Source organism: Allostreptomyces psammosilenae (genome assembly GCF_013407765.1).
Lineage (GTDB): Bacteria > Actinomycetota > Actinomycetes > Streptomycetales > Streptomycetaceae > Allostreptomyces > Allostreptomyces psammosilenae.
Map to the genome: position 1 here is coordinate 134513 of NZ_JACBZD010000001.1, position 22988 is coordinate 157500.

At 75.4% G+C, this 22988-nt stretch carries 16 protein-coding genes (1 of these 16 cut by a window edge); 13 read left to right on the top strand and 3 right to left on the bottom strand.

Annotated elements, in window-relative coordinates:
• Positions 1–27: 27 nt before the first annotated feature.
• The gene (locus FHU37_RS00510; protein ID WP_179812259.1) at positions 28–690 is read right to left on the bottom strand and encodes a potassium channel family protein; all 663 of its coding nucleotides are present in this window, start codon (positions 688–690) and stop codon (positions 28–30) included.
• Positions 690–1352, bottom strand: coding sequence for a potassium channel family protein (locus tag FHU37_RS00515; protein WP_179812260.1), 663 nt, complete (start codon positions 1350–1352; stop codon positions 690–692). Before FHU37_RS00515 ends, FHU37_RS00510 begins: the two co-directional genes overlap by 1 nt.
• 302 nt (positions 1353–1654) lie before the next feature.
• On the opposite strand from FHU37_RS00515, the gene FHU37_RS00520 reads away from it, so the two are divergent.
• The 3 genes from FHU37_RS00520 (at position 1655) to FHU37_RS00530 (ending at position 6879) form a co-directional block, all read left to right on the top strand.
• The gene (locus FHU37_RS00520; protein WP_179812261.1) at positions 1655–3700 is read left to right on the top strand and encodes an APC family permease; all 2046 of its coding nucleotides are present in this window, start codon (positions 1655–1657) and stop codon (positions 3698–3700) included.
• 252 nt (positions 3701–3952) lie between these two features.
• Positions 3953–5254, top strand: a complete 1302-nt coding sequence (locus FHU37_RS00525) for a class I SAM-dependent RNA methyltransferase (protein ID WP_179815918.1) — start codon at positions 3953–3955, stop codon at positions 5252–5254.
• 218 nt (positions 5255–5472) lie between these two features.
• Positions 5473–6879 carry an AAA family ATPase gene (locus FHU37_RS00530; protein WP_179812262.1) on the top strand — a complete coding sequence of 469 codons (1407 nt, stop codon included), beginning with the start codon at positions 5473–5475 and terminating at the stop codon, positions 6877–6879.
• A 52-nt stretch (positions 6880–6931) separates the two neighbouring features.
• On the opposite strand, the gene FHU37_RS00535 is transcribed toward FHU37_RS00530, so the two are convergent.
• The gene (locus FHU37_RS00535) at positions 6932–8893 is read right to left on the bottom strand and encodes a serine/threonine-protein kinase (RefSeq protein WP_179812263.1); all 1962 of its coding nucleotides are present in this window, start codon (positions 8891–8893) and stop codon (positions 6932–6934) included.
• Positions 8894–9417: 524 nt separating this feature from the next.
• Between FHU37_RS00535 and FHU37_RS00540 the strand changes: the two genes are divergently transcribed.
• From FHU37_RS00540 to FHU37_RS00580, 10 genes are all read left to right on the top strand, one after another.
• Entirely contained in the window at positions 9418–11196 is a 1779-nt protein-coding gene (locus FHU37_RS00540) for an outer membrane protein assembly factor BamB family protein (protein WP_179812264.1), read from the top strand.
• Positions 11193–11324, top strand: a complete 132-nt coding sequence (locus FHU37_RS28795) for a hypothetical protein (RefSeq protein WP_281394515.1) — start codon at positions 11193–11195, stop codon at positions 11322–11324. Before FHU37_RS00540 ends, FHU37_RS28795 begins: the two co-directional genes overlap by 4 nt.
• Positions 11324–13759: a serine/threonine-protein kinase gene (locus tag FHU37_RS00545; protein ID WP_179812265.1), complete on the top strand. Its 2436-nt coding sequence runs from the start codon at positions 11324–11326 to the stop codon at positions 13757–13759. The genes FHU37_RS28795 and FHU37_RS00545 overlap by 1 nt, the downstream gene beginning before the upstream one ends.
• A 167-nt stretch (positions 13760–13926) precedes the next feature.
• Positions 13927–14562 (top strand): DUF6099 family protein, encoded by a 636-nt coding sequence (locus FHU37_RS00550; protein ID WP_179812266.1) that lies wholly within the window; start codon positions 13927–13929, stop codon positions 14560–14562.
• Entirely contained in the window at positions 14546–15481 is a 936-nt protein-coding gene (locus tag FHU37_RS00555) for an LLM class F420-dependent oxidoreductase (RefSeq protein ID WP_179812267.1), read from the top strand. Before FHU37_RS00550 ends, FHU37_RS00555 begins: the two co-directional genes overlap by 17 nt.
• A gap of 135 nt (positions 15482–15616) precedes the next feature.
• Positions 15617–17191, top strand: coding sequence for a 3' terminal RNA ribose 2'-O-methyltransferase Hen1 (locus FHU37_RS00560; protein ID WP_179812268.1), 1575 nt, complete (start codon positions 15617–15619; stop codon positions 17189–17191).
• The gene (locus FHU37_RS00565) at positions 17188–19950 is read left to right on the top strand and encodes a polynucleotide kinase-phosphatase (protein WP_179812269.1); all 2763 of its coding nucleotides are present in this window, start codon (positions 17188–17190) and stop codon (positions 19948–19950) included. Before FHU37_RS00560 ends, FHU37_RS00565 begins: the two co-directional genes overlap by 4 nt.
• 150 nt (positions 19951–20100) lie before the next feature.
• A complete protein-coding gene (locus tag FHU37_RS00570) occupies positions 20101–21327 on the top strand; it encodes an arginine deiminase (protein ID WP_179812270.1) in 1227 nt (408 codons plus the stop codon).
• Positions 21328–21485: 158 nt separating this feature from the next.
• Positions 21486–22487, top strand: a complete 1002-nt coding sequence (argF, locus tag FHU37_RS00575) for an ornithine carbamoyltransferase (protein ID WP_179812271.1) — start codon at positions 21486–21488, stop codon at positions 22485–22487.
• Between the two features lie 358 nt (positions 22488–22845).
• Positions 22846–22988 carry the start of an APC family permease gene (locus FHU37_RS00580; protein ID WP_179812272.1) on the top strand. The gene runs 1309 nt beyond the window's last position, so the window shows 143 of its 1452 coding nt (coding positions 1–143); its start codon is at positions 22846–22848; the stop codon falls past the right edge of the window.

Below are 22988 nucleotides of genomic sequence, written 5' to 3' on the forward strand. Positions count from 1 at the left end.
GCCGTCGTCGTTCCGCCGCCCGCCGCCTCAGCGGCCGGGCGAGAGCAGCGTCTCCAGCTGGGGCTCCCGGGAGGGCGCCGCGACGAACAGCAGCTCGTCGCCGCCCTCCAGGGTGTGGTCGCGGTGCGGGGTGAGCACCCGGCCCTCCCGGATGATGGCGACCAGTGCGGTGTCCTCCGGCCACCGCACGTCGCCGTTGCGGACGCCGACCAGCGCCGCGTCCTCCGGCAGGGTCAGCTCCACCAGGTTGGCGTCGCCCTGGCTGAACCGGAGCAGCCGGACCAGGTCGCCGACGCTGACCGCCTCCTCCACCAGGGCGCACATCAGCCGCGGGGTGGACACGGCCACGTCCACCCCCCAGGACTCGTTGAACAGCCACTCGTTGTTCGGGTGGTTGACCCGGGCCACCACCCGCGGCACGCCGTACTCCGTCTTCGCCAGCAGCGAGACGACCAGGTTGACCTTGTCGTCGCCGGTGGCGGCGATCACCACGTTGCAGCGCTGGAACGCGGCCTCGTCCAGTGAGGTGATCTCGCAGGCGTCCGCGAGCAGCCACTCCGCGGTGGGGACCCGCTCCACCGAGATGGCGGCCGGGTTCTTGTCGATCAGCAGGACCTCGTGGCCGTTCTCCAGCAGCTCCGTGGCGACCGACCGGCCCACGGCGCCGGCTCCGGCGATGGCGACTCGCATCAGCTCTCCTCCGGGCCCCGCGCGAAGGCCGCTTCGATCTCGGCGACGTCGGTCTCCCGCATCATCACGTGGACCAGGTCGCCCTCCTGCAACACGGTCTGCGAATCCGGAAGCATGGCCTCGCCCAGCCGGGTGAGGAAGGCCACCCGGGTGCCCGTCGCCTGCTCCAGCTTCGACACCCGGTGCCCGATCCACTCCGGGGAGGTGGGCACTTCCGCGAGCGCCAGCGCGCCGCTGGGGTCACGCCACAGCGGCTCGGCGCCGCTGGGCAGCAGGCGGCGCAGCATGCGGTCCGCCGTCCAGCGCACCGTGGCCACCGTGGCGATGCCCAGACGCTGGTACACCTCGGCGCGCCGCGGGTCGTAGATCCGCGCCGCGACGTTCTCCACGCCGAAGGTCTCCCGGGCCACCCGGGCGGCGATGATGTTGGAGTTGTCGCCGCTGCTGACCGCGGCGAACGCTCCGGCCTCCTCGATGCCCGCCTGGCGCAGGGTCTGCTGGTCGAACCCCATCCCGGTCACCCGCTGCCCGGCGAAGCCGGACCCGAGCCGGCGGAAGGCCTTGGGATCGAGGTCGATGACCGCGATGGAGTGGCCCTGGTCCTCCAGCGTGCGGGCGAGGGTGGCCCCCACGCGACCGCACCCCATGATGACGATATGCATGGCGGTTATGCCCCGATCCCTATCCGCGGCGCCACCGCGGGCGCCGCTGTGCGCTCGGCGAACACTGTTCCTCAGCCGTTCCTTCGCTCCGTAGAAAAGCCGCGCGCTCCGCTTCGGGCGCTCGCCGCGCTCCGCCCCCGGCCAGGCGCGGCACACCACCTTACGAGTCGGCGGCCACTGGTTACCACGCACCACCGCCCGCGGACACCCATGGGCGTGTCCGCGTCACGCCCGGTGGCGGCTCACCCCACCGCGCTCATACGACTCACATCATCATTCGAACAGGCCGTACCATCCTCGGTGTGCCGAATTTGACGGATCTGCCCAAACGCATCCTTATCGGACGGGCGCTTCAGAGCGACAAGCTCGGCGAGACGTTGTTGCCCAAACGCATCGCCCTCCCGGTCTTCGCCTCCGACGCACTCTCCTCGGTGGCCTACGCCCCCGAGGAGATCTTCCTCACCCTCTCCGTCGCCGGCATGGCCGCCTACAGCTTCTCCTGGCAGATCGGCCTCGTCGTGGTGGTCGTGATGCTCGCCGTGGTGGCCTCCTACCGCCAGAACGTCCACGCCTACCCCAGCGGGGGCGGCGACTACGAGGTCGCCACCGTCAACCTCGGCCGCAACGCCGGCCTCACCGTGGCCAGCGCCCTGATGGTGGACTACGTCCTCACCGTCGCGGTCTCCATCTCCTCCGGCGTCGCCAACGTCACCTCGGCCGTCCCGGCGCTGCGCGGCCACGAGGTCGCCGTCGCCATCGGCGTGATCCTCCTGCTCACCGCCATGAACCTGCGCGGAGTGCGGGAGTCCGGAACCGCCTTCGCCGTGCCGACCTACGCCTTCATGATCGGCATCATCGGCATGATCGGCTACGGCTTCTTCCGCTACTTCCTCCTCGGCGACGACATCCAGGCCGAGAGCGCCGCCTTCGAGCTGGAGGCCGAGCACACCTTCGGCGGCCTGGCCATGGCCTTCCTGCTGCTGCGCGCCTTCTCCTCCGGCAGCGCCGCGCTGACCGGCGTGGAGGCCATCAGCAACGGCGTCCCGGCCTTCCGCAAGCCCAAGAGCCGCAACGCCGCCACCACCCTGCTGCTGATGGGCCTGATCGCGGTCACCATGCTCATGGGCATCATCAGCCTCGCCCTGATCACCGGCGTGAAGATCGCCGAGGACCCGGCCACCCAGCTCATCGGCGCCCCCGCGGACTACCACCAGTCGACCGCCATCGCCCAGGTCGGCCAGGCCGTCTTCAGCGACTTCGCCCCCGGCTTCTACTTCATCGCCGCCGTCACCGGCCTGATCCTGGTCCTCGCCGCCAACACCGCCTTCAACGGCTTCCCGGTGCTCGGCTCGATCCTCGCCCGCGACAGCTACCTGCCCCGGCAGCTGCGCAGCCGCGGCGACCGGCTCGCCTTCAGCAACGGCATCCTGATGCTGGCCGCGCTCGCCATGGTGCTGGTGATCGCCTTCGACGCCGACGTCACCCGGCTGATCCAGCTCTACATCGTCGGCGTGTTCATGTCCTTCACCCTCAGCCAGACCGGCATGATCCGGCACTGGACCCGCGAGCTGCGCACCGAACGCGGCCGCAAGCGCCGCATGCAGATGCAGCGCAGCCGGGCGATCAACGCCTTCGGCCTGTTCATGACCGGCTCGGTGCTGATCGTGGTGCTGATCACCAAGTTCGCCCTCGGCGCCTGGATCGCGCTGGTCGCCATGGCCTGCATCTTCCTGCTGATGAAGGGCATCCACCGGCACTACACCGCCGTCGCCGAGGAACTGAAGGTCTCCGAGGAGTCCGACGAGCACATCCTGCTGCCCTCCCGGGTCCACTCCATCGTGCTGGTCTCCAAGATCCACAAGCCGACCCTGCGGGCCCTCGCCTACGCCCGGGCCGCCCGCGCCGGCACCCTGGAGGCCGTGGTGGTGAACGTCGACCCGGAGGAGACCCGCGCCCTGCAGGCCGAGTGGGCCGCCCGCGGCATCGACGTGCCGCTGAAGGTCCTGGACTCGCCCTACCGGGAGATCGGCCGGCCGGTCGTGGAGTACGTCAAGAACCTGCGCCGCAGCAGCCCCCGCGACGTCGTCTCCATCTACATCCCGGAGTACGTGGTGGGCCGGTGGTACGAGCAGGTGCTGCACAACCAGAGCGCGCTGCGGCTCAAGGGACGCCTGCTGTTCATGTCCGGGGTGATGGTCACCTCCGTGCCGTGGCAGCTGGACTCCTCGCACCGCCAGCTCACCCGCCGCCGGCAGTGGACCGCGCCCGGCGCCGTCCGGGCCGGCGTGGCCCGACCCAAACAGCCCACGGCGGCCCGGCGCGAGCCCCCGGCCGACGGCGACCGGTAACGTTCCCGCCGACCCGCGCACACGCGCCCGCCCCGCCCCCGCACCCCACCCCGCCGAGGAGTCCCACCCGTGAACCGCCCCCGCCCCTCCGGCGCCCGCTCCGGCTCCTCCGGGTCCCGATCCTCCGCCGGGCACCGCCCCACCCGCCGCCCCTCCGGCCGTCCCGCCGCCCGGCCCGCCGAGCGGCCGGAGGCCCCCGAGCGCCCCACCCCGCCGGACGCCGACGCCGGCGACCCGGCGGGCGGCACCTCGCTGGTCGGCCGGCGCTACGAGGTCGAGGTCGGCCCCGTCGCCCACGGCGGCCACTGCGTCGCCCGGCACGAGGGCCGGGTGCTGTTCGTCCGGCACGCCCTGCCCGGCGAACGGGTCGTCGCCGCCGTCACCGAGGGCACCGACACCTCCCGCTTCCTGCGCGCCGACGCCGTCGAGATCCTGGACGCCTCCCCCGACCGCGTCCCCGCCCCCTGCCCGTTCTCCGGCCCCGGCCGCTGCGGCGGCTGCGACTGGCAGCACGCCTCCGTCGCCGCCCAGCTGCGGCTGAAGGAGGACGTCCTCGCCGAGCAGCTGCACCGCCTCGCCGGCCTCGACCTGCGGGTCCCCGTGGAACCCGTCCCGCTCGACCTGCCGGAGGGCTCCGAAGCCCCCGGAGAGGGCCTCGGCTGGCGCACCCGGGTGCGGTTCGCCGTCGACGACTCCGGCCGCGCCGGGCTGCGCCGGCACCGCTCCCACGACATCGAACCCGTGGAGCACTGCCCCATCGCCCACCCGGAGATCAACGAACTCGGCGTGCCCGGACACCCGTGGGCCGGCATGGAGACCGTGGAGGCCGTCACCGCCACCGGCTCCACCGACCGCGCGGTCGTCATCACCCCGCGCCCCGGCCGGATGCTGCCGCTGGTCCGACTGGACGCCCCCACCTCCATCGTCCGGGTGGACGACCACGGCGGCGTGCACCGGGTGCACGGCCGCCCCTTCGTCCGCGAACGCGCCGCGGGGCGCACCTGGCGGGTGACCGGCAGCGGCTTCTGGCAGGTCCACCCCGCCGCCGCCGACACCCTGGTCGCCGCCGTCCTGGACGGCCTCGACCCGCGCCCCGGCGAGACCGCCATCGACCTGTACTGCGGTGTCGGCCTCTTCGCCGGCGCCCTGCTGGACCGGCTCGGGCCCACCGGAGCCGTCCTCGGCATCGAGTCCGGCCAGCAGGCCGTCGAGGACGCCCGCCACAACCTCCGCGACCACACCAACGTGCGGATCGAGCGCGGCCGGGTGGAGCGCGTGCTGCCGCGCACCGGCATCACCGGGACCGACCTCGTCGTCCTCGACCCCCCGCGCACCGGAGCCGGCCGCGACGTCGTCCGCGCCGTCACCGAACTGGAACCCCGCCGCGTGGCCTACGTGGCCTGCGACCCCGCCGCGCTCGCCCGCGACCTCGGCTACTTCGCCCGCCACGGATACCGCCTCGCCGCCCTGCGCGCCTTCGACCTCTTCCCGATGACCCACCACCTCGAGTGCGTCGCCATCCTGGAGGCGGCCCCGGCCGGCCGGAACGGCTGACGGGGCGGGCCGGGCGGCGCCTCGCCCCGCCCCACGCCCGGTTCCGCCGCCCGTGCCGGTTCGGCCTGGCCGCCGCCCCGCGCCCGCGCGCCGGTCGCTCGGCGTGGGGCGGGGCGCGTCGGTCCGCGCCTGCACGCCCCCGCGCGCTTCCCCGCGCGCTCGGCCGGGTGGGGGACCGCTCCGCCGGTACGCCGCCGGCACCGCTCTAGGGTCCTGCCGTGGATCTTGGACGATCATCGGGCCGGCTCCCCGCCCGACCCCCATCCGCCCCCTCCGCCCCGCCGCCGGAAGGCCCGTACGACCCACGCGTCCCCGCGCCCCGGCCGCCGACCCCCACCGCCCCGCCGCACGCCACCCGCCGACCGCCCGACGAGCACGGCGACGCCGCCCCCGGTCCGAACCCCTCGGGGACCGCCCGGCCGGCACTGCGCCCCACCGTCGAGGAACTGCGGCTGACCGCCTTCCGCTCCTACCGCCGCGCCACCCTGCGCCTCGCCCCGCTCACCGTGCTCACCGGCCCCGCCGGCAGCGGCCGGAGCAACGTGCTCGACGCGCTCGACGTCCTCGCCCGGCTCGCCCTCGGCCTCCCCCTCGACCAGGCGCTCGACGGCACCGCCGACCACGACGGCCGCCTCACCGAACCCGTCCGCGGCGGCCTCGCCCACTGCCCCCCGGCCGGCAGCAGGGGCTTCCAGCTCGGCTGCGCCGTGGCCACCCCCGACGGGACCGTCCGCTACGACATCGCCATCGCCACCCTGCCCACGCCCGGCATCGTCCGCGAAACCCTCCGCGGCGCCGACGACTGCCTCGCCGAGGCCGTCACCGACCACCACGGCGCGGCCACGCTGCGCACCAGCTGGCTGCACGCCGCCCGCGGACGGCGGCGCGCCACCGCCGACCTCGCCCCCGACCGCCCCATGCTCCCCCAGCTGCCGCTGCGCGTCCCCGGGGCCACCCCCGCCGAGGAACGCGTGCTGCGCGCCACGGACGCCGTCGTCACCGCCCTACGCCACGTCTTCCCGCTCCACCCCGTGCCCGCCCTGATGCGGGCCCCCGTGCCGGTGGCCGACTCCACCCTCCGCCCCCGGGCGGACAACCTCTCCGCCGTCGTCGCCCGGATGGCCGGCGAGTGCCGGCAGCGCTACGGCCGCCTGGTCCGCACCCTGCGCGAGGCCTCCCCCCAGCAGGTCGCCGACCTGCGGGTGGTCCCCGACCCGCCACCGCCCCGGGCCGCGGAGCGGGTCACCCTCGCCGTCCACGAGACGCCCTTCGGCCTGATGCCCGCGCCGCTGCTCGCCGACGGGCTGCTGCGCCACCTGGCCTTCGCCACCGTCCTGCTCACCGGGCCGGACCTGCTGGCGGTCGACGGCATGGGCGTGCCCGACGGCCTGCGCTCACTGACCGTGGCGGCCGACGACCTGGACGCCGGGCTGGACGCCGCCCAGACCGCCGCACTGCTCCACCTCGCCGCCGAGATGACCGCCAAGGGCCACCTGCGGCTGCTCACCACCCTGCACGACCCCACCCCGGCCGCCCGCGTCCCCAGCGCCCGCGTGGTGCGCTGCCACCGCGACCCCCGCACCGGCTGGAGCACGCTGCTGCCGGATGACCCGACCCCGCAGTGAGGCCGGGCCGGCGCGCGCGAGGGATTGGGGGTACGCGGGCTCCGGGCGCGGCTCAGTCGGTGGGCTCGGTGGCGTCCGTGCCGGTCAGCTGGAGCGACTCCTTGGCCCGCTGGTACAGCTCCTCGCCGAGTTCCGCGTCCTCCTGCGGCACGGTCACCGTCAGGCAGTAGCCGATGCCGCGGTCGTCGACCACCATCAGGGCGGACCGCCACAGCGTCTGCGTCTCGTCCACCTCGATCGAGGCGTCACGGGCCGTGCTCTCGTTGAGCCGGTAGGTGTAGACGCTCTCGGCGGCGTTGTCGTGGCCGGCGGCCGTGGTGGCCGTGGGCGGCGTCAGCTCCTTGTAGTCCTGGAGCAGCGGTTCGGCGTCCGGGGGCGTGCTCGGGTTCTGCGCCGTGTTGATCGACCAGGTCAGGAAGTCGGCGGGCGCCTCCTCCGGGAGGAGGTCCGCCGGCCACCGCTGGATCGCCACCTCGTGGTCGCCGTCGGCGGTCTCCCAGGTGGCCAGGTCGCCGTCCACCTCGCCGAGGTAGTCCGCCGGGACGTCCATGACGAACCCCAGCTCGGGGTTCTGGGCGCTCGCGTACTCCACGGACGGGCCGCGGAACCACACCAGGTAGCCGACCAGTGCCAGACAGGCCACCAGCACGACGCCCCCCAGGATCCACGGCGTCCGGCCGCGCCCGCCCCCCGACGCGCCGCGCCCGGTGGCACCGGCGGAGTAGGGCGAGGACGCCTGCCGCGGCGGGAGCGGCTGCTGCGGCGCCGGGGGCTGCTGGTCGTACGACTGCTGGGCGTACGACTGCTGGGCGTACGGCTGCTGGGCCTGCGGCTGGGCGGCGTGCCCGGCCTGCCGCGCCTGCGGGTACTCGTACGACGGCTGGGCCTGCGGGTGCGGGTACCCGTAGGACGGCTGCCCCGGGCCCTGGTACTGGGGCTGCGGTTGCGGCGGATAGGCGTAGCCGCCCCGCTGCTCCGGCAGCCCCTGCCCGCCGTGCCCGCCCGCCCCGGTGGGGTACGGCCCCGGCTGCGGGCCGGCCTGCTGTCCCGGGTACCCGTACGGCGGTTGCTGCGCCGGCTGCTGGGGGTACCCCTGACCCTGCGCCGCACCGTGGCCCTGGCCCTGCGCCACATCCTGGCCGTGGCCCTGGCCCTGGCCCTGTGCCGGACCGGGCTGGGCCGCGACCGCGCGCAGCTCGACGATGGCCTGATCCGCCGTCGGCCGGTTCGCCGGGTCCGACCGGAGCAGCCGCTCCAGCGCGGGCGCCAGCGCGCCGAGGTGCGCCGGCACCGTGATGTCCCCGGAGACCGCCGCCAGCAGCGATCCCATCGAGGCGTCCGGCGGGAAGGGCGGCTGGCCCACCGCCAGCTCGTACAGCACCACGCCCAGCGCCCACAGGTCCGACGCCTCCTGGGCGCGCTGCCCGAGCCAGCGCTCCGGCGGCAGGTAGCGCAGCGACCCCATCACCGCGCCGGTCGCCGTCAGCGTGGCGTCGGAGGAGGCCCGGGCGATGCCGAAGTCCGTCAGCACCGCCCGGCCGCGGCGGTCCAGCAGGATGTTGGCCGGCTTGATGTCACGGTGCAGCACACCGGCCGCGTGCACGGCGGCCAGCGCCTCCAGGGCCTGCAGGCCGATCCTGGCCACCTCGGCCGGCGGCAGCGGCCCGCGTTCGGCCACCACCGCGTCCAGCGACTTGCCGTCGACCAGCTCCATCACGATCCACGGCCGGCCGTCCTCCACCGGGACGTCGTAGACCGCCACCACACCGGGATGCCGCACCCGGGCCGCGTTGCGGGCCTCGCGCATCATCCGCTCCTGCAGCCGGGCCGGATCGCCCTCGGCCATCTCCGGTGGCAGCTGGAGCTCCTTCACGGCGACCTGGCGGCCGATCACCCGGTCCTGGGCGCGCCAGACCGTCCCCATGCCGCCCGAGCCGATCCGCCCGGTCAGCTCGTACCGACCGGCGATCACCTTGCCGACGTCACCGCCGACGTCACCGCTTCGCGCCGTCATCCCGCCGACGACCTCCTCGCACGTGTGGGCTGCCATCATCCCCGATCCCGGGCGGCGCCCGCCGCGCCGGGGGAGCGCCGGGCCGCCGGCCGCACGCTCCGACGCCGTCCGCGTTCCGCCGCGGCCGTGCTGCGATCACGTATCACCTCGGCCACCGGGCCCACGCGCGGGATGACCACGCCGCGCGGTCCCCATAGGATCGGCCGGTCTCGTCCTCTTTGCCCTACCTCCTCGCCCGCCGGTCGGCGGGCGCGACCCGTCGGGCGGGGGAGGCCTCCCCCCGCGCGGGAGGCCCAGGCCGCCCCCGGACCGTCACGGAGCGGGAGGGGAACCGGACATGACGCCGCCTTCCACGGCAGCCGGGACGGGAACGCGCCGCGCGACCGGGCGGCACAGACCGCGCGCCGCCGCCGAGGCGGCGACGCACCACGCCGCGTGGACCGCCGCGGCCCTCCCACGCCACGGGCGGGCCGGTCGGCGGGGCACGGGCGGGGACGGAACGACGAAGGGGGAGCTGGGCGGAGATGTCCGACCACGATCCACAGCACGACCAGGGACCGCGGCACACGGGGCCGGGCGCCGCCGCCGGGGACGGCGGGGCGACCGACGCCGGCGCCACCGCAGGGGGCCGCCCGGTGGCGGACCCCACCGGCGGCGGCCCCTACATCGCGATGCCGCTGTACGGCGACTACGCGCAGGACGCGCCCCCGCCCCCACCGCCGGCCCCCGCGCCGGAGCGCCCGGCGGAGTCCACCATGCAGCTGGACCTGCGCGGAACCACACTCTCCGGACCAGCGGCCACCCCCGCCGGCCGTCCCCTCCCCGTTCCCGGTCCGGCCACCCCGCCGGGCGCGGACCGCTCCCAGCCCTCCGGCCCGGCGGGGCCGGCCGACGCCGCCGACCGGCCGGGGAGCCGCCCCGGCCGCCCGCGGCGCGCCCTCACCGTGGCGACCACCGCCGCGGCCACCCTGGCCGTCACCGTCGTCGCCGCCCTGGTCCTGGGCAGCCTCGGCTACCTGCGCCTCGGCCCGGAGGGGGCCGGAGGCGACGACCCCGGCGCCTCCCCGTCCCCCTCGGCCGACCAGGCCGCCGCCTGGCCGGTGGTCTGGAAGACCGGGCCGGTCGAGGGCGACCTCGTGGACGTCGACTACCTCGGCACCTGGCTCCTCGACGACCAGGTGGTGCGCGGCGACAGCAACGGCCTGCGCGCCTACGACCTCGCCACCGGCGAGCCCGCCTGGCAGCTCACCCCGCCGGACGGCGGCCGGCTGTGCGCCATGTCGCCGACCGTCGAGGACGGCATCGGGGCGGTCGCCTTCCGCGACGCCGACGAGGACGCGCCCTGCGCCACCCTGCTCGGCGTGGCCACCGGCGACGGTGCCGAGGCGTGGCGCGCCACCGAGGACTCCGAGGGCGACCCCCTCGACATCGCCGCCGTCGGCGTCGCCGCCGAGATGGTGGCCACCTGGGACGGCGCCGCCGTCCAGAGCTTCCGGCGGGCGAGCGGGGAGCCGCGCGGCGTCACCGACGGGGCCGGCTCCACCCCCGGCTGCCTGATCACCGGCATGGCCGCCGGCGGGGACCGCCTGGTCATGCACCAGAGCTGCACCGGGGAGGACGTCCAGGGCTTCCCGGAGTCGGTCGTCGTGATGGAGCGCCCCGGCTCCGGCGAGGACCTCACCTGGTCCGACGACCTCGGCGGGGACGTCACCGGCATCGAGGTGCTCGGCTTCGACCCGCTGGTGATCGTGCGCCGCGGCGCCAGCGACGACAACGCCGACCGGGTCGTCCTCTACGGCACCCCGGACGGCCAGGCCGGCCGCATCGCCGGGGAGGTGGCGCTGCCCAAGTACACCCCGGAGGGCGTCGCGGCCGACTACCGCCTGCGCAACACCCCGGTGCGCCAGGAGGACACCCTCTACCTGGGCTTCGGCCCGTTCGCCAGCGGCGCCGGCATCGTGATTGCGCTGGACGTCCCCAGCGGGCGCACCCTGTGGCAGATCGACACCCCCGGCGACCGGGCGATGACCCCGGTCGCCGCCGTGGACGGCGGGCTGCTCGTCGCCGCCGACCCGGAGAGCGGGCACGTCGCCAAGCTCCACCTGCTGGACGCGGCAACCGGTGCCGCCACCCCGGTCGGCGACCTCGCCGTGGAGAACCCCGAGGCGGTCGGCCCGGACTCGCCGTTCTGGTCGGACACCGGCGACCGCAGGCTGCTGCTGCACGACGGCCTGCTGGTCACCGTCACCGCCGAGAGCGTGATGCAGCCGCCCGCCGTCTTCGCCCGGAAGGACCCCCGGTGACCCCGCTGCCGCGGCCCCGCCGACGGCCGGCGCCGCACCGCCCGACGGTGGCCGGCACCGGCCCGACCCGCCGCCGGCCGCTCCCCTCCCCGCTGCCCGACTCCCAGCCGACCGGACGGAACCTGTGATGCCCGGACCCGACGACCAGCAGTGGCCCGCGCCGCCCGGCGCCCCCTCCCCCGACCCGGCCGCCCGAACCGTCGCCGGCCGCTACCGGCTCGGCCGCAGGCTCGGTGCCGGCGGCATGGGCACGGTGTGGGAGGGCGAGGACACCGTGCTCGGCCGCAGGGTGGCCCTGAAGGAGCTGCTGGAGTCCCCGAACCTGCCGGAGCAGCGCCGGATGGTGCAGCGCGAGCGGATGCTGCGGGAGGCGCGCACCGCCGGGGCCGTGCCGCACCCGAACGTCGTCGCCGTGTACGACGTGGTGGTGGAGCACGACCAGCCGTGGATCGTGATGGAGCTGGTCGAGGGCACCACGCTCAGCGACATCCTGCGCCGGGGCACGCTCTCCCCGCGGCAGACCGCCCGGCTGGGCCTGCAGGTGCTGGACGCCCTCACCGCCGTGCACGAGGCCGGGGTGCTGCACCGCGACGTCAAGCCGTCCAACATCCTGCTGGACGACCGCGGCCGGATCGTCCTGACCGACTTCGGCATCGCCCAGGCCGACGACGACGCCGCGCTCACCGAGGCCGGCGGCATCGTCGGCTCCCTCGCCTACGTCCCCCCGGAGCGGCTGCACGGCCGCCCCCCGGAGGCGGCCGGCGACCTGTGGGCGCTCGGCGTGGTGCTGCTGGAGTCGCTCACCGGCCGCTGCCCGTTCGCCCGGGAGGGCACCGGCGCCACCCTGCACGCCGTGCTCACCCACCAGCCGGAGATCCCGTCGGACGGCGACGGCGGCCCGCACCTGGCGGAGGCGATCGCGGCGCTGCTGGAGAAGGAGCCGGAGCGCCGCCTGGGCGCCCGGCCGCTGCGGCAGCGCCTGCTGGCGATCGCCTCGGGGCAGGTGCCGCCCCCGCTTCCCGATCCCGCCTCCCGGGCCGCCGGTGCCCCGGCCCCGGGCCTGCCGGGGCCGCACGGGGTGTCGCCGGAGCGCACCACCCAGACGATGCACGGCGAGCGGGCGTCCGTCGTCGCCCCGGGCGGCAGCACGGGGACGCCGCCCGCCCCCTCCCACGGGTACCCGGACGCCGGCGGCGCGCGCCCGCGCCGTGGTCGCTCCCGGGCGCTGCTGGCGGCCTGCGCCGGCGCGCTCGCCGTGGTGCTGGTCGGCGGCGGGGTGTGGGCCGTCGTCTCCGGCGACGACGGCGGCACGGGGCCGGGCGGGGACGCGTCGGCCTCCGCGTCCGCCCCCTCCGGTGGCTCGGGTGACGCGACACCGGCCGGCGACTCCCTGCGGCGGGTGTGGCCGGCGGCCGACGCCGAACCGCTGCCGGTGGACCAGGAGGCCGCGCCCGCCGAGGTGATGGGGGCCTGGACGGCGGGGGACCTCGCCGTCCGGGTGGACCGGCTGGGCGTGACGGCGCGTTCGGTGACGGACGGCGCCGAGGCGTGGCGCATGTCGCCGCCGCAGGCCGGGCTGGCTCCCTGCGCCGCCTCGGCGTCGACCACCTCGTCCGGGCAGGCGGTCGTGGCGTGGGGCACCGAGCGGTTCGGCGAAGCCCCGGAGAGCTGCCGGCTGGTGACGCTGGTGGACCTGGTGACCGGCCGCGCGCAGTGGCAGCGGGAGCTCACCGACGCCGGTGCCGGCGCCTCGCTGGAGATGGGGCTGACCGACTCCGCGGTCGTCCTCAACGGCTCCTCGGTCGAGGCGCTGGCGGTCGCGGACGGCGAGCCGCTGTGGAAGTACCCGCAGGAGGCGGGCACCTGCGCGGCCGGTTTCATGGCGACCTCCGCCGAGGGCGTCCTGCTCGTCTACCACTGCACCGGCGTGCCGTCGCAACTGCAGTACCTCGCCGCGGACAGCGGCGTGGTGCAGTGGAAGACGGACCTGCCCGGGCACGGGGAGGCCGTCGTGGTCTCCGCTGACCCCAACGTGGTCTGGCAGACCGACGCGGAGGGCAACGGCAGCCTGGTCACCTACGACGGACTGGGCCGGCCGATCGGCGAGGTGAAGGACGCCGACACCGACGGTGGCATGGACAGCACCGCCGCGTTCACGCCGGTGCCGGACAACCAGACGATGCTCTACGGCGACCTGCTGGTGGCCGTGCTGCAGAAGGACGACTACAACGGCGGCCTGCTGCTGGCGGTGGACACCACCACCGGGCAGCGCGCCTGGGAGTACCCGCTCGACGTGCGCTACAGCAACCTGCTGCTGGCCGGCGACGCCGACGCCGTCCCGCTGCTGCAGGTCGACGGCCTGCTGATGGAGGAGTCCCGCCTGGTGTACCTGGACGCGGGCAGCGGCCAGGAGCGGGCCACGCCGTCGGTGGAGTTCCCGCAGGACAACACCGGCCGGGTGAGCGGGACCGGCCTGATGGCGGACGGTGGCCGCGTCGTCTACCTCCCGGACTGGTCGGGGGCGGACCAGGAGCGCGCCATGGAGATCTTCGCCGCCCCCTGATCAGGGTGCCTTTCTGCTCATGACAGGAGTTTTCCACAGGCCGCGGAAACCCCCTTCTGCGCACCTGCCCCGCGCCCGATCCTGGACTCGGGTGCTCCTTTTGGCCTCACACCGGTCCGGAGGGGCACCCGACCAGGGGTGTCCGCACGGGCTCGGAGGTGTTCACGATGGACGCGGAGAGGTTGGCACGAGCGGGGATCGACGCACTCGCCCGGGCCGGTGACGCCCGCGCGGTGCTCGCCGAGGTGTGGCAGGCCTTCCACCTGACCGAGGCGGTCGCGGCGATGCTGGCGTCGACGTCCGGAGGCGGGGCGCGCGGCACCCCCGTGCCGCCCCACGCCGAGGCCGCCGCCCACCCGGAGGCCGCCGTCCACCCAGCCGGGGCCGCCGTCGGCTCCATCGACCCCGACCCGCCGACGGCGGTGGCCGACCGACTCCTCCGGGCCGCCCGGGACGCCGCCGCCGTCTTCGGCCCCGACGCGCCCCCGGGCGCCCGCGCGGTGCGCGCCGCCCGCCTCACCGGCCTGGCCGACCCGCCGCGCACGGTGGAGCTGCTGCGCAGGCTCGCCCAGGAGTCCGCCGTGGCGATGATGGCCATCTCCTGCGCCGCCGAGGAGGAGGAGCAGTACTGGCAGTGCGTCGACGGGGTGGACGCCGCGCACGAGCTGACGCGACGCCTGAACGAACTGCTCGACACCCTGACCTACGCCTCGCTCGCCACGGAGGGCGCCGCGGGCTCCGTGGCGAGCGGCCCCCGGGCGCCGCGGCCCGGCGGAGTTCGGCAGGATGGTTCCCATGACTGATCTGCGCATCTTCACCGAGCCCCAGCAGGGCGCCGACTACGACACCCTGCTCGCCGTCGCTCGCACCGCCGAGGAACTCGGCTACGACGCGTTCTTCCGCAGCGACCACTACCTGAAGATGGGCGACGTCGACGGCCTGCCGGGCCCGACCGACGCCTGGACGACGCTGGCCGGCCTCGCCCGGGAGACCAGCCGGATCCGGCTCGGCACCCTGATGACGTCCGCCACCTTCCGGCACCCCGGCATCCTCGCCATCCAGGTGGCCCAGGTCGACCAGATGTCCGGCGGACGGGTGGAGCTGGGCCTCGGCGCCGGCTGGTTCGAGGCCGAGCACTCCGCGTACGGCATCCCGTTCCCCAAGGAGCGGTTCGACCGCCTGGAGGAGCAGCTGGAGATCGTCACCGGCCTGTGGGACACCCCGGTGGGGGAGACCTTCTCCTACTCCGGCAGGTACTACACCCTCACCGACAGCCCCGCCCTCCCCAAGCCCGCGCAGGCCCGCGTCCCGCTGCTCGTCGGCGGCACCGGACCGAAGCGCACGCCCGCGCTCGCCGCCCGTTTCGCCACCGAGTTCAACCTGCCGTTCACCTCGCTGGAGGACACCGCCGCCCAGTTCGGCCGGGTGCGCGAGGCCCTGGCCGCGCACGGCCGCGGCGCGGACGAGCTCACCTGGTCGAACGCCCTGGTGCTCTGCGTCGGCAAGGACGACGCCGAGGTGGCCCGGCGCGCCGCGGCGATCGGCCGCGAGCCCGACGAGCTGCGCCGCAACGGCCTGGCCGGCACCCCCGCCGAGGTGGTGGAGAAGATCGGCCGCTACCGGGAGCTGGGCACCACGCGGTTCTACCTCCAGGTGCTGGACCTGCACGACCTGGACCACCTGGAGCTGGTCGCCAGCGACATCAAGCCCCAGCTGGACTGACCCCGCCGGACCGCCCCGGCCGGAGCCACCGCCCGGCCGGGGCGCACCCGGGCACACCACCCGGCCCGGGGCACACCACGCGGGTCGGCGAAAACCGGTACCCCGACGCGCCGTCACCCCGCGATACTCGCTGAGGTGTTCCTCACCATCAGCACCACCGGTTCCGACGCCCACCCCGCGACCGACCTCGGCTACCTGCTGCACAAGCACCCCGACCGGGCGCAGCGGTTCTCCACGTCCTACGGGGACGCGCACGTCTTCTACCCGGAGGCGACCGCGCGGCGGTGCACCGCCGCGCTGCTGCTGGAGGTCGACCCCGTCGCCCTGGTGCGCCGGGGGCGCGGCAAGGGGCGGGGCGGCGCACCGGACGCGGCGCTCGCCCAGTACGTGAACGACCGGCCGTACGCCGCCTCCTCGCTGCTCGCCGTGGCGCTGCGCACGGTGTTCGCCAGCGCCCTGCGGGGCCGCTGCGAGGCCCGACCGGAGCTGGCGGCGGCCGCGTTGCCGCTGCGCGTCGAGGTGCCGGCGCTGCCCGCCCGCGGCGGGGCCGAGATCGCGACCCGCCTGTTCGAGCCCCTGGGGTGGCGGGTGCGGGCGGAGACCGTGCCGCTGGACCGGGCGTTCCCCGACTGGGGCGACTCCCGCTACGTCGACCTGGTGCTGGAGGGCACGCTGCGGCTGGCCGAGGCGCTCGGCCACCTGTACGTGCTGCTGCCCGTGCTCGACGGGGCCAAGCACTACTGGGTGGCCCCGGACGAGGTCGACAAGCTGCTGCGCACCGGGGAGGGATGGCTGCCCGGCCATCCCGAGCGGGAACTGATCACCCGCCGCTACCTGGCCCGGTCCCGCGCGCTGGCCCGCACCGCCCTGGAGCGCCTGGAACTCGCCCGGCTTGCCGCCGTGGACGACGCCGCGGCGGAGGAGATCGACAACGCGGTGGCGGAGCCGGACCCGGAAGCGGGGCCGGAGACGGAGCCGGACCCCGCCCTGCCCCTGCCCCCGGCCCCGGTCGACGCGACCACCGATGCCCCCGGGCGGGGCGGCCGGCCGGCGGAGGAGCGGAGCCGGCCGCTGGCCGAGCTGCGCCGCGACGCCATCCTGCGCGCCCTGCGCTCCACCGGCGCCAGCCGGGTCCTCGACCTCGGCTGCGGTTCCGGCCGGCTGCTCGCGGACCTGCTGGCCGACCCGCGTTTCACCGAGGTGGTGGGCGTGGACGTCTCCGCCCGGGCGCTGGCCGTCGCCCGGCGCCGGCTGCGCCTCGACCGCATGCCGGAGCGCCAGGCCGCCCGACTGCGGCTCTTCCAGGGCGCGCTCACCTACACCGACGACCGGCTCGCCGGATACGACGCGGCCGTGCTCTGCGAGGTGATCGAGCACGTGGATCCGCCGCGGCTGCCCGCGCTGGAGCACGCGGTCTTCGGCGCGGCCCGCCCCCACACGGTGGTGGTGACCACCCCGAACGCCGAGTACAACGTGCGCTGGGAGACCCTGCCGGCCGGGCACGTCCGGCACCCCGACCACCGCTTCGAGTGGGACCGCGCCACGTTCGCGGCCTGGGCGCGCCGGGTGGCGGACCGTCACGGCTACCGCGCCGACCTGCGGCCGGTCGGCGACGAGGACCCCGAGGTCGGTCCGCCCACCCAGCTGGCCCTCTTCACCCGCGCGGACCGCACCGACACCCCGACCAGCGCCACCGGAGCCCGGCCATGACCACCGACACCACCACGCCCCCCACCGGCCCCGCCGGAACCACGCCCCCGACCGACCCCGCCACCGGTCCCGCCACCGGGTCGGCCGACGCGGCCCCCGCCCGGCGCCGGCTCGCCATCCCGGACCTGTGCCTGGTCGTGCTGGTCGGAACCACCGGCGCGGGCAAGTCCACCTTCGCCCGCCGCCACTTCCGGCCCACCGAGGTGGTCGCCTCGGACGCCTGCCGCGGCATCGTCGCCGACGACGAGAACGACCAGGCCGCCACCCCGGACGCCTTCGACCTGCTGCACTTCATCGTCCGCAAGCGGCTGGCGGCCGGCCGCCTCACCGTGGTCGACGCCACCAACGTGCAGCCGGAGGCCCGCCGGCAGCTGGTCGCGCTCGCCCGCGAGTTCGACGTGCTGCCGGTGGCCGTCGTCCTGGACGTCCCGCAGCGGGTGTGCGCCGAGCGCAACGCCGCGCGCCCCGACCGGGCCGCCATGGGCGGCCACGTGATCCCCCGCCAGCACCGCGAGCTGCGCCGCTCCCTGCGCGGACTGCAGCGCGAGGGCTTCCGCACCGTGCACGTGCTGCGCGGCACCGCCGAGGTGGACGCCGCCGAGATCGTCCGGGAGCGCCGCTACAACGACCTGCGGCACCTGACCGGCCCGTTCGACCTGATCGGGGACGTGCACGGCTGCCGCTCGGAGCTGGAGGCGCTGCTGCTCCGCCTCGGATGGCGCCTGGAGCGCGACGACGCCGGCCGCCCGGTCGGCGCCACCCACCCGGAGGGCCGGACCGCGGTGTTCCTCGGCGACCTGGTGGACCGCGGGCCGGACAGCCCCGGGGTGCTCCGCCTCGTCATGGGGATGGTCGCCGCCGGCACGGCGCTGTGCGTTCCCGGGAACCACGAGAACAAGCTGGTCCGCGCGCTGGCCGGACGCCGGGTGACGGCCAGCCACGGCCTCGCCGAGACCCTGGAGCAGCTGGCCGGGGAGTCCGAGGAGTTCCGGGAGCGGGTCCGTTCCTTCCTGGACTCGCTGGTCAGCCACTACCTGCTGGACGGCGGCGACCTGGTGGTGGCGCACGCCGGACTCCCGGAGCGCTACCACGGCCGCACCTCCGGCCGGGTGCGCTCGCACGCCCTGTACGGCGACACGACGGGGGAGACCGACGAGTACGGCCTGCCGGTGCGCTACCCGTGGGCGGAGGACTACCGGGGCCGGGCGGCCGTGGTCTACGGGCACACGCCGGTTCCGGCGGCGTCGTGGCTGAACAACACGCTCTGCCTGGACACCGGCTGCGTCTTCGGCGGCCGCCTGACCGCCCTGCGCTGGCCGGAGCGCCGGCTCGTCGACGTGCCCGCCGAGCGCGTGTGGTACGAGCCGGTGCGTCCGCTGGCCGCGGCCGCGCCGGGTGGCCGGGACGGGCGCCCGCTGGACCTGCGCGACGTGGCCGGGCGCCGGGTGGTGGAGACGGCGCACCACGGCCGGATCGCCGTGGGGGAGGACAACGCCGCCGCCGCGCTGGAGGTGATGAGCCGGTTCGCGCTCGACCCACGGCTGCTGGTGTACCTGCCGCCGACCATGGCGCCGTGCGCCACCTCCACCGAGGAGGGCCACCTGGAGCACCCGAGGGAGGCGTTCGCCGCCTACCGGGCGGACGGCGTGGCCACCGTGGTGTGCGAGGAGAAGCACATGGGATCCCGCGCCGTGGTGCTGCTGTGCCGTGACGCGGAGACCGCGGCCACCCGCTTCGACGTCTCCGACGGCACCACGGGCGCCGTCCACACCCGCACCGGCCGGCCCTTCTTCGACCGGGTGGCCACCGCCGACGGCGGCCCGGACCCGGAGCGCGACCCCACCGAGCGGCTGCTGGACCGGGTGCGGCGGGCCGTGCGGGAGGCCGGCCTGTGGGAGGAGCTGGACGCGGACTGGCTGCTGCTGGACGCGGAGCTGATGCCGTGGTCGCTGAAGGCCGAAGGGCTGCTGCGCACCCAGTACGCGGCCGTCGGAGCCGCCGCGGGCGCGGTGCTGCCGCCGGCGCTGCGGGCGCTCCAGGCCGCCCGGGCCCGCGGCGTGGACGTCGGGGACCTGGCGGAGCGCACCGCCGGGCGGCTCGCCGACGCGGCGGCGTTCACCGACGCCTACCGCCGCTACTGCTGGCCGACGCAGGGCCTGCGGGGCGTGCGGCTGGCCCCCTTCCAGGTGCTGGCCGCGGGCCGCGCCGACCCGGCGCGGGGGCGCAACCTGGCCGGTGTCGCTCACGACGTCCAGCTCGGCTGGATCGACCGGCTCGTCGACGCCGACGAGCGGCTGACCGCCCGGGAGCGGGCGGCGGGCGGTGGGGACACCGCCGTGCTGGCCCGCACCGGCCGCCGGCTGGTGACGCTGGCGGACGAGCGGTCGGTGGCGGAGGGCGTCGCCTGGTGGCGGGAGCTCACCGAGGCCGGCGGGGAGGGCATGGTGGTCAAGCCGCTGGACGCCCTGGTGCGCGCCGAACGGGCCGACGGCCGCGGCACCCTGGTGCAGCCCGGGGTGAAGTGCCGTGGACGCGAGTACCTGCGCGTGGTCTACGGGCCGGAGTACACGCGTCCGGATCACCTGCGCCGGCTGCGGGACCGGGGACTGGGCCACAAGCGGTCGCTGGCGCTGCGCGAGTACGCCCTCGGGCTGGAGGCGCTGGACCGCCTGGCGGCCGGTGAGCCGCTGTGGCGGGTGCACGAGGCGGTCTTCGCCGTGCTGGCCCTGGAGTCCGAGCCGGTGGACCCGCGACTGTGACGTCGTGCGGCCGGACGCCGGCCGGTGACGCCCCGCGCGCCACCGGCCGGCGCGGCCCGCACCGGCCCGCGGTGACCCTGGACGCGCCTGGGTATAACTCCCGTGTCCTTGGCAGACGCATGTCCCACGTGTCCCCACGGTGGAGGAGTCATGGTGCTGGCGGTGCGTTCGGAGACGGGGCGGCTGCGACAGGTCATCCTGCACCGGCCGGACCTGGAGCTGAAGCGGCTGACTCCGCGCAACCGCACCGAGCTGCTCTTCGACGACGTGCTGTGGGTGGCCCGGGCGCAGGAGGAGCACGACGGCTTCGCCGAGGTGCTGCGCGGGTTCGGGGTCCAGGTGCACCTGTTCACGGACCTGCTGCGCACCGTGCTGGACCAGCAGGCGGCCCGTGCCCTGGTGCTGGACCGGGTGTTCGACACCAAGGAGTACGGCATCCTCGCCACCGACCAACTGCGCGCGGTCTTCGAGGCAATGTCCTCCGCCGAGCTGGTGCGCCACCTGGTGGGGGGCATGACCAAGCGGGAGTACCTGGAGCGGGCGCCGGAGCCGGTCAGCGTGCGCTTCCACGTGGAGCGGCCGGACGACTTCCTGCTGGCGCCGCTGCCGAACCACCTGTTCACCCGGGACACCTCCTGCTGGGTGTACGACGGGGTGAGCATCAACGTGATGCGCAGGCGCGCCCGGCGCCGGGAGACGGTGCACTTCGAGGCCGTCTACCGCTACCACCCGATGTTCCGGGACGCCCCGTTCCACGTGTGGGCGGAGGGCGAGGCCCAGTACCCGTCGACGATCGAGGGCGGGGACGTGCTGGTGATCGGCAACGGGGCGGTGCTGATCGGGATGAGCGAGCGGACCACGCCGCAGGCGGTGGAACTGCTCGCGCACAACCTGTTCCACAGCGGATCGGCCCGCCGCATCGTGGCCGTGCACATGCCGAAGTCGCGGGCCTTCATGCACCTGGACACCGTGATGACCATGGTCGACGGCGAGACCTTCACCCAGTACTCCGGTCTGGGCATGCTGCCCAGCTACACGATCGAGCCGGGTGACGGCGGGCGTGAGCTGAAGGTGACGGACCACCCGCCCGAGGACATGCACCGGGCGATCGCGGCCGCCCTGGGCCTGCCGTCGATCCGGGTGCTGACGGCCGTGCAGGACGTCCACTCGGCCGAGCGGGAGCAGTGGGACGACGGCTGCAACGTGCTGGCCGTGCGCCCCGGCGTGGTGGTGGCCTACGAGCGGAACGTCACCACCAACACGCACCTGCGCAAGCACGGCGTGGAGGTGGTGGAGATCCAGGGCAGCGAGCTCGGCCGGGGGCGCGGCGGGCCCCGCTGCATGAGCTGCCCGGTGGAGCGCGACGCCGTCGACTGAGCGGGCCTGCGCGTGCCGGCCGCGCGCAGGCGCGTCGGCGCGTGCCGGTGGTGTGGCGGCCAGAGAACCGAACGCGCATAATGTTTCCAACCTCTGCATAACATTGCGTATGATCGGTGCCCCGCCGACCGCGCCACCAACCAAGAGGGGTAACCGCCATGGCCTTCAACCTGCGGCACCGCAGTCTGCTCAGGGAACTCGACCTCACCCCCAAGGAGTTCGTCTTCCTGATCGACCTCGCCGCCCAGCTCAAGGCGGCGAAGTACGCCGGCACCGAGCAGCCGCGGCTGCGGGGCAAGAACATCGCGCTGATCTTCGAGAAGACCTCCACCCGGACCCGCTGCGCCTTCGAGGTCGCCGCCCACGACCAGGGCGCGCACGTCACCTTCCTGGACCCGGCGGGGTCCCAGATCGGCCACAAGGAGTCCGTCAAGGACACCGCCCGGGTCCTCGGGCGGATGTTCGACGGCATCCAGTACCGGGGCAGCGACCAGGCCCTGGTCGAGGAGCTCGCCGACCACGCGGGGGTGCCGGTGTGGAACGGCCTCACCGACCAGTGGCACCCCACCCAGATGCTCGCGGACGTCCTCACCATCCGCGAGCACAGCGACAAGCCGCTGAGCGGCGTCACCCTCGCCTACCTCGGCGACGCCCGGAACAACATGGGCAACTCCCTGCTGATCACCGGAGCCATGCTCGGCATGGACATCCGCATGGTCGCCCCCCGCCCGCTGTGGAACGAGCAGCACGTCATCGACGACGCCCGCCGGCTCGCCGAGACCACCGGCGCCCGGGTCACCCTCACCGAGGACGTGGCCGAGGGCGTGGCGGACGCCGACTTCCTCTACACCGACGTGTGGGTCTCCATGGGCGAGCCCAAGGAGGTGTGGGACGAGCGGATCACCCAGCTGCTGCCCTACCAGGTCGACATGGGCGTGGTGCGGGCCACCGGCAATCCGCGGGTGAAGTTCCTGCACTGCCTGCCGGCCTTCCACGACCTCGGCACCGCCGTGGCCCGAGACATCCACGCCCGCTACGGTCTGGACGCCCTGGAGGTCACCGACGAGGTGTTCGAGTCGCCGCACTCGATCGTCTTCGACCAGGCGGAGAACCGCATGCACACCATCAAGGCGCTGATGGTGGCGACCCTCGGGGACTGACCGGCGCCGCCGCGCGCGGGCGGACGGTGCCGGGGCGTGGCGGCCGGTCGCGGGGCGCCATGCCGGGGGCGTGGCGGGGACAGGGCACAATGGCTGCGCAAGCGGAGCAACCGGACACATGCGGCCAAAGGATTCCTTAAGGGATCAAAGGGACAGGCTCTGGGATGGTGGACACCACCCCCGGGGCCGCCGGCCGAGGACGTGGTGAGCCCCAGGGGATTCCCCACGTCACCGGCCGCACCGGGGAGGGCGGCGGACCACCGTCCAGGTCCCCTCCCGGTCGCGTGTCCGGCCCATGGGCCGCGCGGGGAGCCACCGCTCCGTCCGCCGGCCCGGGAAGTAGGAACGAGGAACCACCATGCCCACGCCCGGCAGCACCCCACGCCCATCCCTGCGGATCAAGCCCGTCGAAGCACAGATCGCCGAGGGGGGAGCCGACGCGGAGGGGCACAGCCTGCGCCGGACCATGGGGCTGTTCCAGCTCACCGCCTTCGGCATCGG